Source organism: Acidobacteriota bacterium (genome assembly GCA_028875575.1).
Lineage (GTDB): Bacteria > Acidobacteriota > Terriglobia > Versatilivoradales > Versatilivoraceae > Versatilivorator.
On sequence record JAPPDF010000092.1, the window covers coordinates 46,468 to 59,817 of the forward strand.

8 protein-coding genes are annotated in these 13,350 nt (G+C 55.3%); 4 read left to right on the plus strand and 4 right to left on the minus strand.

Annotated elements, in window-relative coordinates:
- Nucleotides 1–6: 6 nt before the first annotated feature.
- From OXI69_15035 to OXI69_15045, 3 genes are all read left to right on the plus strand, one after another.
- The gene (locus tag OXI69_15035; GenBank protein ID MDE2667457.1) at nucleotides 7–2,847 is read left to right on the plus strand and encodes a site-specific DNA-methyltransferase; all 2,841 of its coding nucleotides are present in this window, start codon (nucleotides 7–9) and stop codon (nucleotides 2,845–2,847) included.
- 15 nt (nucleotides 2,848–2,862) lie between these two features.
- Nucleotides 2,863–3,351: a type II toxin-antitoxin system VapC family toxin gene (locus OXI69_15040; protein MDE2667458.1), complete on the plus strand. Its 489-nt coding sequence runs from the start codon at nucleotides 2,863–2,865 to the stop codon at nucleotides 3,349–3,351.
- Between the two features lie 801 nt (nucleotides 3,352–4,152).
- Entirely contained in the window at nucleotides 4,153–6,294 is a 2,142-nt protein-coding gene (locus OXI69_15045; protein MDE2667459.1) for a UvrD-helicase domain-containing protein, read from the plus strand.
- A gap of 189 nt (nucleotides 6,295–6,483) precedes the next feature.
- Here the strand turns inward: OXI69_15045 and OXI69_15050 are convergent, their stop codons facing one another.
- The 4 genes from OXI69_15050 to OXI69_15065 form a co-directional block, all read right to left on the minus strand.
- A complete protein-coding gene (locus OXI69_15050) occupies nucleotides 6,484–8,205 on the minus strand; it encodes an ADP-ribosylglycohydrolase family protein (protein ID MDE2667460.1) in 1,722 nt (573 codons plus the stop codon).
- Nucleotides 8,202–8,861, minus strand: a complete 660-nt coding sequence (locus OXI69_15055; protein ID MDE2667461.1) for a DarT ssDNA thymidine ADP-ribosyltransferase family protein — start codon at nucleotides 8,859–8,861, stop codon at nucleotides 8,202–8,204. Before OXI69_15055 ends, OXI69_15050 begins: the two co-directional genes overlap by 4 nt.
- Nucleotides 8,858–10,261, minus strand: coding sequence for an AAA family ATPase (locus OXI69_15060; GenBank protein ID MDE2667462.1), 1,404 nt, complete (start codon nucleotides 10,259–10,261; stop codon nucleotides 8,858–8,860). Before OXI69_15060 ends, OXI69_15055 begins: the two co-directional genes overlap by 4 nt.
- Before the next feature lie 530 nt (nucleotides 10,262–10,791).
- Nucleotides 10,792–11,961 (minus strand): sialidase family protein, encoded by a 1,170-nt coding sequence (locus OXI69_15065; GenBank protein MDE2667463.1) that lies wholly within the window; start codon nucleotides 11,959–11,961, stop codon nucleotides 10,792–10,794.
- Nucleotides 11,962–12,256: 295 nt separating this feature from the next.
- Between OXI69_15065 and OXI69_15070 the strand changes: the two genes are divergently transcribed.
- Complete coding sequence (locus OXI69_15070) at nucleotides 12,257–13,102, plus strand: amidohydrolase family protein (GenBank protein ID MDE2667464.1); 846 nt, start codon at nucleotides 12,257–12,259, stop codon at nucleotides 13,100–13,102.
- Nucleotides 13,103–13,350 lie beyond the last annotated feature (248 nt).

Here is a 13,350-nt window from a genome sequence, read left to right on the forward strand (position 1 = left end):
TGACCGATGGCGAAAACATCAAGGCCCAGGAAGCCCAAAGTCGTGGCGACCCTCACCCACGGCAAGGTCAAGCGCACCAACATTCCCACGGCCGAGTACCAGGCGGTGATGGCGGAGGACGACCGCAATCCCATCCAGGTCGCCTATCAGCGCCGCAACCGGGACCTCGACCCGCAGCTAGTCTGGCGCGGCAAGGACCACCAGGACTGGTCGGATCTGGTGGTGCAGGCGCCGCCGCTATTCATTCAGGAAAAGGTGCATCCGAAGGTGCTGATCGACGACCTACGGCAGCGAAGCAAAGAGAGGAAGAAGGAAGACGGCAGATCCCCCTTACAGGCCGACCTGTTCGCCGACTTCAACGGTCTGCCCAGCGAAGCGGCCGCCACCGAGTTCTACCAGCACGACGCCAACTGGTCGAACCGGATGATCCTCGGGGACAGCCTGCAGGTGATGGCGTCACTGGCGGAGCGGGAGGGGCTGCGCGGCAAGGTGCAATGTATGTATATCGACCCACCGTATGGCATCAAGTTCAACTCCAACTTCCAGTGGTCTACCACCAGCCGCGATGTCAAGGACGGCAATGTCCTGCATATCACCCGCGAGCCGGAGCAGGTGAAGGCATTCCGGGATATCTGGCGGGATGGGATTCACTCCTATCTGACTTATCTGCGGGATCGATTGACAGTGGCGCGAGACTTATTGGCGGACAGTGGGTCGGTCTTCGTACAGATCAGTGACGAAAATGTGCATCTCTTGAGGATACTGGTCGACGAGGTCTTTGGCCCACAAAACGCAGTTGCGACGATTGTCTGGAAAAAGGGCGCTCCAAGCAGTAAGACAATTAAGAACGCATTCAACTACATTCTCTGGTACGCAAAGGACGTTGATGCCTGCAAGGTCCGCAAACTGTATAGATCCCGCGAGGTCAATGAAGGTTCTACAGAGGATCCTAAGAAGCTCGCCTTATGGGGAGAACTTCCTGACGGCATAACTAGACCGCTGACAACTGACGAGAAACGGGCTCCATGGCTCGTGCCCGAAGGAACACGAGTATTCAGAATTCAGGATCTAGAAGGGACGGGGGAACACTTTGCCGTTGAGATGAACGGAAATAGTTACTGGCCGCGCAAAGGCCGTCGTTGGCGAGGCAATCCGGAGCAGTTCCAGAGGCTGAAGTACGCCGGGCGCATTTCCGTCACTGACAAGGAGGGCCTTGGCTTTAAGTTTTTTGTCGTTGAGGATTCACCTGTGATTGAGTTTACGAACATGTGGGATGACACTGCGGGTAACGTTCAGGACATGATCTATGTCGTCCAAACGAATGCAAAAATAGTCAGCAGGTGCTTGCTGTTGGCTACCGACCCCGGCGACCTCGTCCTCGATCCTACCTGTGGCTCTGGTACCACCGCGTACGTCGCCGAGCAATGGGGACGCCGCTGGATCACCATTGACACTTCCAGGGTCGCTTTGGCGTTGGCCCGCTCCCGCGTCATGGGCTCCCGCTTCCCCTACTACCTTCTCGCCGACAGCCGCGACGGACAAATCAAGGAAGGCGAGCTTGTTCAGAAGGTTCCTTCGGAAGCTCCTACCTACAGCGACATTCGTCACGGTTTCGTGTACGAACGCGTCCCTCACATCACTCTCAAGTCCATCGCCAACAATACCGAAATCGACGTGATCTGTGAGAAGCATGAGGAGCGGTTGGCACCGCTCCGCAACCGGTTGTCGGTGGCTATTGGTCGGACCAAAACACTTGAAGAGTGGGAAATTCCGCGAGGAATCCCCCAGGAATGGACTGAGGCGGCGCTTCCTATGCATGAAGCTTTCTGGAAGGCGATAGTCGCTCGTCAGCGCGAAATCGACGCCTCGATCGCCGCCAAGGCCGACTACGAATACCTCTACGACAAGCCTTACGAAGACAAGAAAAAAGTCCGCGTTGCCGGACCTTTTACGGTGGAAAGCCTTTCGCCCCACCGCCTTCTGGGCGTGAATGAGGACGACGAACTCATTGAACAGGCCGATGATCGAGCTAGAAACGTCGCGGAAGCCCGGCTCGGCTACGGCGACACTCAGGACTTCACCGGGTTGATACTTGACAATCTCAAGACCTCCGGCGTCCAGCAAGCCCACAAGGAGGACCGCATCGCCTTCTCGTCTCTCAGACCCTGGCCCGGTGATCTCGTCTGCGCCGAGGGAACCTACGTCGAAGGCAACGCCGATGCCGGCCCCCAGAGACGCGCCGGCGTCTTCATCGGCCCCGAATTCGGCACTGTTTCCCGACCCGATCTCGTGCAAGCCGCCCGAGAAGCCGCCGACGCAGACTTCGACGTCCTGATCGCCTGCGCCTTCAACTACGACGCCCACGCCTCTGAGTTCAGCAAACTGGGCCGCATTCCCATCCTCAAGGCCCGCATGAACGCCGACCTCCACATGGCCGACGACCTCAAGAACACCGGCAAGGGCAACCTCTTCGTCATCTTTGGCGAACCGGATATCGACATCATCGACGCGGAAGACAACCAAATCCAAGTCAAGGTCAACGGCGTGGACGTCTTTCACCCAAACACCGGCGAGATCCGCAGCGACAACGCCGACGGCATCGCCTGCTGGTTCGTCGACACCGACTACAACCAGGAGAGCTTCTTCGTCCGCCACGCCTACTTCCTCGGCGCCAATGACCCCTACAAATCCCTCAAGACCACCCTAAGGGCCGAAATCAACCAGGAAGCCTGGGAAACCCTCCACAGCGACACCTCCCGGCCGTTCCCCAAGCCCAATTCCGGCCGAATTGCCGTCAAGGTCATCAACCACCTCGGGGATGAAGTGATGAAGGTCTTTCGGGTGTGAGAGAGCGGATATTTGATGAAACGTCGTGTATACATCGAAACCACCGTTATCAGCTACCTGACGGCCCGCCCGGCGCGCGACGTAGTTGTTGCTGGACATCAGCAGAGTACCCGAGACTGGTGGACGACCGCGGCGGAAAGGTTCGAGTTGGTCATTTCCGAGTTGGTTCGCCAAGAGGCCGGCGCTGGTGACCCTGACGCCGTCCACACCCGGCTCACCCTGCTCGCTTCACTTTCGTCGCTCGACGCGACTGCAGAAGCGCAGGAATTAGCCGAACGACTGATCAGGGCCAGGGCCGTGCCCGAGACCGCAATGCGAGACGCCGCGCACATTGCTATCGCCGCAGCCAACGGCGTCGAGTATTTTGTCACTTGGAACTTCCGCCACCTCGCCAATGCGGTGACAAGGCCGCGGATCGAGTCGGTCTGTCGGCTAGCTGGTTTTGAATCTCCGGTGATCTGCACCCCTGAAGAATTAATGGAGGACATCGACGATGAGAAATGACCCTATTGTGTCTGAGGTTCGCGCAATACGAGACGCACTTGCAGCCCAGTGCGGCCACGACATCAAGAAAATCTTCCAGAAACTACGGGAACAACAGGCCGAGTCGGACCTGCAGTACGTGCGCTACCCCGCCCGTCGGGCGGCTCCAACCGAAGGTGTACGTGTACCCACCCCACATAAAAACACCCGTTGAATCCGTCAGATCAAGCAACGGGTCATTGTGGCTGATCGCGTGAGGAAATCATTGGAAAGTCTGTCTGCCCTGACCTGCATCATTCCGTGCGATTAACATTTTGCGGCGCAGACTCGTAGTGTTCAATAGGGGACGTTGTTGAAATAGTGGAATTACCCGGTCTGGTGTTTCTCTCGACGCCTAGAGTGGAAGGAAAAGTCCAGGATACCGTTGTGGGAACTGCTTGGTGCAACCATTCGGACGCATTTTGAGGACGCATCGCCGTGTCTGTGCCTGCGAATGTGCCGAAGTGCTCGGGAAGGCATCTGCTTTGCCGTTTTGGTCAGTCAGGAATAACAAACTGGGAGAGTTATTTCACTAATTCAAGAACGTCCCCATTTTTCCCCCGAGCGTCGAAAGCGTCCGAGCCGGTGGTCATCCGCGGTCGAGGAAGGAGTCGATGGCAAACTACATGCAGGTCATGAGCTTCCTGGAGTAGCGGGGCAGGGGCTGGCCCGTGATGCGCAGGGCAATGCGTGGGTTCAATAGGACCGAGCCCGAAATCGTTCACGACGACCGGGCCAAGCGCGTCAGGGTAACCTTCCACCTCGCCTCACCCGAGGCATGAAGTGCAATTCCGAATCGCCAACACCTTCATCGACAGCCTCGCCAAGCTCACTGGCAACGAGCAGAAGGCGGCAAAGACCACTGCCTTCGATCTTCAATTGAATCCGGCTCGGCCCGGATTGCGATTCCACAAGCTGGATAAATCCCAAGATCCCAATTTCTGGTCCGTCCGCGTCAGCCGCGATGTCCGAATGATTGTGCACCGAGACCAGAACAGCCTGATGCTCTGTTACGTGGATCACCACGACAGCGCCTATAAATGGGCTGAGCGGCGCAAACTGGAAACCCACCCCAAAACGGGCGCGGCCCAACTGATTGAATTGCGAAAAACGATTCAAGAAATCACCGTGCCCAGTTGTGCGGCAACGGATCAGGAAGTGTCACCCAAGCCACCCCTCTTTTCAGGCATCTCCGAGAACGATCTGCTGAGCTACGGCGTCCCGGCTGAATGGTTGGACGATGTACGCAACGCCAATGAGGACAATTTTCTGGAACTGACCGATCATCTGCCGAGCGAGGCAGGGGAGGCACTGCTCGAGTTGGCTGTAGGTGTAACGCCGCAAATCGTTCAGCCGGAAGTTTCGGCCGCCGTTCCCTTTGAAATATCCGAGTCCCGGAAAGTAGCAGAATCCACAGCGCAATACGGGGTAGCCGCCGATCCATTCGATCATCCTGACGCACAGCGCCGCTTCCGGTTGATGAGCAATATGGAAGAACTGGAGCGCGCCCTCGACTATCCCTGGGACAAGTGGGCAGTCTTTCTTCATCCCGCGCAACGGCAAATCGTGGAGACCGACTACGGCGGCCCGTTTCGCGTGGCCGGTGCCGCCGGCACAGGAAAGACCATCGTGGCAATCCACCGGGCCGTGTTTCTCACGCGCGCCAACCCGCACGCCAGGGTTCTGCTAACCACGATTTCAGACACTTTGGCTGATGTTCTGCGGACGAAACTCCGGCGGTTGATTTACAACGAGCCTCGGCTTGCAGAACGTCTGGAAGTCGACGCCATCGACAGGGTTGGCGAGCGGCTCTTTCGTGCTCAGCTCGGCCGCCCAAGGATCGCCAACCGCGAAATGGTTCGGGACCTACTTACGAGAACTGCCGGAGAAGCAGAGACACCGCACCAATTCAGCTCTCGATTCCTGTTGAGCGAGTGGGACAACGTCGTTGACGCCTGGCAGTTGGATCATTGGGAAGCCTACCGAGACGCAAAGCGGCTTGGCCGCAAGACACGCTTGCCTGTAGAACAGCGCATGACGCTCTGGTCCCTCTTTGCACGGGTCAAGGCTGAACTTCGGGACCGTGGTCTGCGCACCCAGGCCGAACTGTTCAGCTTGCTGGTGGCGACTCTCAAGGATCGACGGAACCCACCGTTCGACTTCGTGATCGTGGACGAGGCACAGGACGTCAGCGTTGCCCAACTGCGTTTTCTGGCGGCATTGGGTGCCCACAGGCCAAACGGCCTCTTTTTTGCAGGCGACTTAGGGCAGCGGATCTTTCAAACGCCGTTTTCCTGGAAAGCGCTGGGGGTCGATGTTCGGGGAAGATCTCAGACTCTCAAACTCAACTATCGAACCTCCCATCAGATCCGGATGCAGGCAGATCGATTGCTCGGTCCCGAACTTGCCGATGTCGATGGCAACGTAGAGGATCGGCGCGGGACGGTCTCAGCCTTCAGTGGCGAACGCCCGGCAATTCATCTGTTCGAGACCGAGCAAGAAGAAGGTGCGGCTGTTGCCGCATGGTTGCGGGAACGCCGAGACAGCGGTGTGGGGACTCAGGAAATGGCAATATTCGTGCGCTCGGGGAAGGAACTTGACCGAGCGCGCCGGGCGGTCCGCGACGCCGGGTTCTCGTTCCAGGTCCTGGATGAAGGCGTGGAGACGAACAACGACTGCGTATCAATCAGCACCATGCACCTAGCTAAAGGATTGGAGTTCCGCGCTGTTGCGGTCATGGCTTGTGACGACGAGGTGATTCCACTACAGGAACGGATCGAAACCGTCGCGGATGACGCGGACCTCGAGGATGTCTACAGCACAGAGAGACACTTGCTTTATGTCGCCTGCACCCGTGCTCGGGACTATTTGATGATATCGGGAGTCGCCCCCGCGTCCGAGTTTCTGGATGACTTGCAGATGTGACTTTGGCCTGTGTTCGTCAAGCGGGATGAAAGGGCTTCTATAAATCGACCGCACCCATCTTGCCCGGATCATTTTTCTCAATGGAGTACGGTCCGGAAAGCCTCAACAGGCTGAACAACAAACCTCGAAGAAGCTCTCTCAATAGATCCTTTTCAAAGGAGAGGATTTATTGATAGGTCACAAAAGGCTTTATCGACGTTTACGTTGGCGTGCGAGTTTTGCCTTGGCGATTATTGCAGCGAAACCAATTGCACTGTCGACAGACCGTGTTTGATCTATGCAGTAGTTCAGGGACTTTCCAAGAGTATAGTCATCAAAACCAGATGAAATCACATCATCCGTCCATGAATCAACCGTACCCCGGTGAATTTGATTGGACCGCTGAGAAGGCGAATCTCTACCTAACTTCCCAGCTTGCTTTTCTGAACGACGATCCTGAAATGCCAATCCTTTCTGTCGCGGTTCATTGCCACTACGTGTAGTTGTCACATCTCTTTTTGTTTCCGCCCGCTGCCTAGGATCTGGAAGTTGAGAAAACACAATTCTATCCTGTAGGTTTGACTTGCGCTTGGCCAGAATCGTCTGGCCAAAAGGCAATTCAAACCACTGCCAAACGGCATCACGTGAAGCGTATTCCGTACCTACTGAGGTTAGGGGTCCTAGCCCGGCAATCGCGAGCTTACCGTTAAACCATCCTATTGAAGAATTCTGCCTAGCAGGTGGATCCCAGTTTCCAAGATCAGGGTATGTGAAACTGTCTTGATGTTGGCCGCGAGAAATGGCAGCTAGCCTCTTTGCCTCACTGACAATATAACTATGGTCCTGCAAGGGCCAATCGGGCTCCCGCCTCGAAATCACGCCCAGTAGTGCGCCTCCCATAGTGGCAATAGTGTCGGTATCACTCTCAAGTTCATTAACCGCAGTTTGTAAAGCGTCTTCTACTTCAAAATTACGAAAAAGATACGCGAGTACAATTGCTGCGAGTGCGGTTTTCAATCCAGATCCCCGGAACTGTGGCTTCAAGCATCCCAATTGCCTAACTATCTGCTTGTAGCCTTCTACGGGTGAAGAGTCTTTCAACTCTGTGACAAACTCAAGATCCCGTAGACCATCATCCCTGATCTTTGTAACTGCACGACTTAATGACACCCCTGCACTAGTTTCCCACGCCGGCTTCCAAAAAGCGGCTAGCTGAGGTTCTTCTGCAACCAGGCGAGGCAGGTCCAAGAACCGATCAATGTAAACTGCCCATTCTTCGGGTCTCGGCAATTCACGTTTCCTAAATGCATCTTCCAAGCAGAGAGCATGAAAAATAGCTCCACAGAATCCATGCGGATGGCCGTGAGTGACAATAGCATCCCTTAGGACGTCCACAATCAAGGAATCACCGCCGCTCGACGAGGACCAAACATGTGGCTGAATTCTCATGGCAGCCCCGTTACCACCACTATCTGTATACTTCTTTCCGCCGCGATTGTAGAAATTGGAATACCAATTCACGCTACGTCGTGACAAGCTAACTGCTGCAGTTTTGGTTCCCAGGCCGGCACCCAGAGCGTATGTTGGCCACACCGTCAATTCTACCTTCGCAAATGCCTCTACATCGAATGATCCGTCTCCGCGAATCGACCTTGCGACGGCAAGCCTTATTTGAGTGTCGTCGGAATATGTTCCAGCCAACAGATTCACCCTTGGGCCACCTCGACCACCGATGATGCGTTTCCACGCTACAGGTTTAGTTATTCTACTAACCCCTGTTCGTCGAACTACACCCCTGAGCCCGTGCGACAACTCGGTGATCCAACCTAATGCATCGCCAGTTGCCGCCCAAAGTGCAGATTGGACAACAGCCCGTTCCCGCGCAACATGCGGTGTTGATTCCCATGTTGAAGATTGGTTTTCGAGATTCAATTTGGGCGTCCTTTGAATTTTGCACTTGACACAATCACATCGACGTCGTCCAAGCCAAACTCTTGGAGCCACCCACCTACCACGTCGTGATGATCGTTTTCCTCTACATAAATACACTTGAGATACTTCGTATCCAGTGAATTAGGATAAAGAACTTCAGCCTGTTCGCAGGTTGGCAAATGGGTTGGTCTACCTAGGCGCATCACAGACCACCGTTCTTTGCGATGTACGACTGGTGCAAAAAGTGCTTGTAATCCGTGCGCTCCAACACCACGCTTACACAGCTGGTAGGAATTGTTGGTCGTTGCGAAGAGCACGTCGTCATGAGTCATAATGGTGGAGCCAAACTCTAGAATGCACCACCATACATCGGCATTATTGTGCCAGCGTTTGGATACCCCTAGAAACCGCGTATTGATCTCAGAAATAGACAGATTTACATAATCTAGCCAATTCGCGCTTTTGTCAAAATCGGCTGCGGCTTCCGGACGCCTTGCAGCATTAACATGCAAGACATGCTCCAATAAATTTTCACTTTGAAGCCTGCAACGTGACAATAGTGCTTTGACAGCAAGCGTACCTACCAACCCTCGATTGGTTGTAAAGTGCAACGCGCTCTCAATCCCTCGCTGACGGATAATTTCTTGTAAGCTCAAACCCCTATCTCACGAAATGTACCGTCCACAAAATAGCTCACAAGTCTGGATTCCTCTCCTGGCTTGTAACCTATGACAACTTCCTTTCTTGCTCGGGCAACGGCAACGGCAAGGAGACGGCGAAGCACAAACACTCTGTCGTCAACTTCCACGTCATCATGGGGCGTATTTTTATCGTTGAGGCCAAGAATGAATACATAGTCAAATTCGAGGCCCTTTGCAGAATTAAACGTAGAAAGTGCTACGTTCTCCGGCCCGTCTGGCCACTCTGATTTACGTGTAATGCCCACGTAAGGAATGTTATGGATCTTCAAACGGCGCTCAATTTCTGAGAACCATTTTCCACCCTTCGGTTTCAAAAAGGCGACCGATTCTCGCCCCAGATCGACCTTATCGATAATATAGTTTATAGCCCATTCAGCTTGTTTATTGTATAGCCCATGGAGCACAATCGGCAGTTGCCCCTGCCTTTGAGCGGCGTGTAAATTTGGCAGAGCTCCGTCTCCTTCGACGCTTATTCCATCTAGAATTCCAGCAGCAAAGGTAGCTATCTCTCGAGTATTTCGATGATTCGTCCGCAGCATATGTGAGCGCTCCCGCCGTACTAAGTACCCTGCCTCCGCCCAGGTAAATCCTCGAGCGTAAATACGTTGGACTGTATCAATAACAAATGTAATTGCGTGTTCGGCTGCGAGATGATGACGAATAGCCCTCAGTTGATTTGCAGAAAAATCTTGGCTTTCATCGACGACCACAACGTCGTATTCAATAGGATTTTCGGCACGCATCATTTCGATGGAAACCATGTTCCAGTCTAATGCTTGTTGATTGTCCAGCCATGCTTGGTACGGCTCAACAACCTCGGAGAGAATTCGCCGGCGTAACTCTCGTCCTATCCGTGGACGGGTCCCTCGACCAGTCCGTTCCACAGTGATGTAGTCTTCGATGTCTTCGGGAGCGAATCTCCCTGTTAGATACTCGACCTCATTGACGACATAGTCAGGGGTAAGTTCACTTATCCGTTGCGCGGCATTTCTCAAGTGGACCCTCGCTAAGTTGTCTTGGACCTCGGGAATATCAAGGTGTGACATGGCCCATCGGCCGAAAGTTTCAATCTCAAGGTCGATGTGCATATTTTCTGAAACTTGTTGTTCGGCGAGCGCCCGAACGTATCCTGCGAGTGTCCGATTGAAGGTCAATACTAGTGCTCGTATAGGCTCAGGGTCACCTTGGCGTTTTCGCCGAGCTGCAAACATAAAAAACAGCGACTTGAGCCTCAGGAGTGCAGTCGATGTTTTGCCACTACCTGCCGCACCGCATATGATCTCAACCCCAAGGCGATTTTGACTGATAATAGGCAGTTGTTCCGAAACCGCACTGATTTGTGGGAGTGTTTTCAATATCCGATTCCCTTGATTTTTGGTAGATGAATAGCCACCCAGCTACATACCTGAATCACGACCCCAAAAACCAGAAAACCTTCCTGCCACATTTGGTGTTAATGTCGGGTATTTAGCATGTGCAATGACAGCAATCACCTCATAGCCCGCCTGGCAGGGATGGTAGCCTACTCAGAAGTCTAGTTTCTCCCTTGAAACCCTTGCACAGTATATCCCGGATGGACTGAGTAGGCGTATACTCCTAGAGTTGAGGTCTTGACGAGGCGGTTTGGGGCACTGTAGCGGAAAAGGTAGTCCTTTAAGCCCTTTTGCTTCTCTTTCAGGGTCTCATAGAACTTCTCATGGCCCTGGATGCGCGACTGCTCCTCCAGCGGCATATGTTGGAACCGCTCCACGAACCCGTTGCTCCGAATCAGGCGGACCGGAGTGTTCCCGCGACCGATCACTTCGTATTGCAGGAAAAGTGAGTGCCTAGCTATCCTTCTACCCGTCCCCCGCTTGCTTCCTAGCATCAAACGCAGCCAAACACCTCACCCTCCCCCCATCAACCAATCCATGGTGAACCGGGCGAAGGTGATGGTCTCGTACGGTATCGACTTTCCACGTTCGTAGAGACAGCCGATCGATCCGTCCGGGAGGATTGCCAGGTTGGAGTAGGCCGAGCGGCCGGGGTTCAGGAGTCTTGAGACGGGCCAGGTTTTTCCCGAGTCGTAGCTGAGCCGCACTGTCAGGTCGACTCGGTCTGTCTTGCTGGCCGGATTCGAGAAGAGGAGCCGGGAGGGTGACTCGGCGGCGCCGTGTCCGACGTGGCGTATGAGGCTGGCTTGGCAGATCGGCTCGATGAGGGTCGGGTCGAAGGAGAGTTCGGACCAGGTGGCTCCGCCGTCCTGGCTGGTCGCCAGGGCCCGCATGCCTCCGCGGTCGGGCCTGCCGCCCTGGCGTCCCCAGTAGTTGCGCATGTTGATCAGGAGTGTTCCGTCGTCTTTCTCGATAACCTGGCACTCGTCGGTGTGCGGGGCCACGGCGGCGCCGAGCTGCCAGGTTTCCCCGTGATCGTCGCTGTAGAAGACATGAGAGTACTGAACTCTCTCATCGCCCTCCTCGCCACTGCCCTTGCCATGGTCGCTGGGGATAACCAAGCGCCCCTTGTAGGGCTCGTGTTCAAGCTGAATTCCGATTCCGGGGCCGGTCGCCACCCAGGTCCAGTCAGGTTTCTTGACGGCAGCGGTGATGTCGACAGGGTCTGACCAGCTCACTCCGTCATCGGTACTCTTCGTCACCAGAACGTCCTTGTTGTCTCGGCAGAAGGGGAGCCAGATGGTACCGGTTTCCCGGTCCACCACGGGACAGGGGTTCCCGATGGTGATCTCTTCCGTTCCTCCCTCCTCGTACACAATCTGCGGATCCGACCAGGTTCGACCGCCGTCGGTACTTCTCTTCAACAGCAGGTCGATGTCGCCGTGGTCGCGGCGATTGTTCTTTCGACCTTCACAGAACGCCAGCAGACTGCCTTCCCTGGTGACGATCAAGGCCGGAATCCGGTAGGTGTGGTAGCCGTCTTCCCCACTCACAAACAGGTCAGCCTGGCTGGGGCCGGGGGAGGACTCCTGCGTTTCAGGTGGCGGTCCGCACCCGATGCCGAGAATCATGATTGCCACGGAAGCCTTGAGCAGGCCGTTGAGAGGTTTGCTTCGATTCACGATGCCTCCTTGGTCCGGTTCCCTTGGTTCCCTTCCTGACCGGCCGAATCCACGCCTTTCCGACATGTTGCTCGGCCGATAACGGGGCGTCCCTGTACAATCCCCAGGAAAGGGGCTAACGTCGTGACCAGCCCGATAACCTGCGAGCAGCAAGCGGGGTTCAACGACTGCCTTGTGGGGACATTCCCGTCAAGCCTAGTGGATTACGTCCCGTAGCTCAAGGGCTCGTTGGGAAGGGGCTGAACACCCCCATCCGCGGAGTGGAAGGGTCGTTTCAGGAGAGAGAGGAGGCGGGATGATCAGAGTCGATATCCACAGCCATATCTACGAACGGCGTCACTTTGCCGACAGGACCATTGAGGAGATTGAGTCCACCTATGGCAAGACCAACAAGTGCCACTGTCCGCCCGATGAGCACTGGGAGCAGGTGGCCCAGAAAGTCGAGCGGGCGGCCGTTTTTGCCATGATGATGAATGCCGCCGGACTGGTGGTCCCCAACGATTACGTCCATGAGTATGTCCGGCAACATCCGGAGAAGCTGGTGGGAGTGGCCAGCGTGGACCCCAATGATCCCGGCTGTATCGAACAGTTGGAGCATGCAGTCAGGAATTTCGGTTTCCGGGCGGTCAAGTTGAGCGGCGCCTACCAGGATTTCAACCCGGCCGCCCCCTGCCACGACCCGCTATACCGCAAGGCCCAGGAGCTTGACATTCCCGTCTTCTGGCATCAGAGCACCACCCCCTTTGCCATCACCCCCTTGCGCTGGTCGAAACCCATTCTCCTGGACGAGGTCGCCCAACGGTTCCCCAAGCTGCGGCAGATGATCTGCCATATCGGGCATCCCTGGCATACCGATGCGGTGATGATCGTTCGCAAGCATAGGAACGTTTATGCCGACATGTCGGGGTTCTGCATTCGGCCGCTACGATTCTACGAAGCGCTGGTCACGGCGATCGAATATGGGGTGGGTCACAAGATTCTGTTTGGATCCGATTATCCCTATGTTGGAGTGGATGATAGCGTTCGCGCTCTCTATGACACGTCCAGCATGGCTGAGCGGGCTGGTTTGCCGCCGGTGCCGAAGGCTTTTGTTGAGGAGTTGCTGGAGCGGGATTCCTTGAAGATGCTGGGGATGGATTGAGGGGGAGCATTGTCGGTGGGGGGCTGGACGTTCTGCGCGGGGGGTGCCGGGATAGTCTATTGGTAATTCCTTTCTTCTAGCAGCGTTGTCGCTTACGGTGGAGCTGCCGTATAAGCGGCTGGCGTGAAAATGGAAACACAGTGACTACCACTACCGTATCAGCCTTCTCCATTCGGCTCGACTTCGGTGCAGACCGCATTCATCCTTTACACAATGAGCCGGGAGCGGAGGCGTCCTTGGTTGATCGG

What these genes read in the sequence shown, in the direction of transcription:
- OXI69_15035 (MDE2667457.1), top strand. Translation starts at nt 7, where the DNA reads ATGGCGAAAACATCAAGGCCCAGGAAGCCCAAAGTCGTGGCGACCCTC.
- OXI69_15070 (MDE2667464.1), top strand. Translation starts at nt 12,257, where the DNA reads ATGATCAGAGTCGATATCCACAGCCATATCTACGAACGGCGTCACTTT.
- OXI69_15040 (MDE2667458.1), top strand. Translation starts at nt 2,863, where the DNA reads ATGAAACGTCGTGTATACATCGAAACCACCGTTATCAGCTACCTGACG.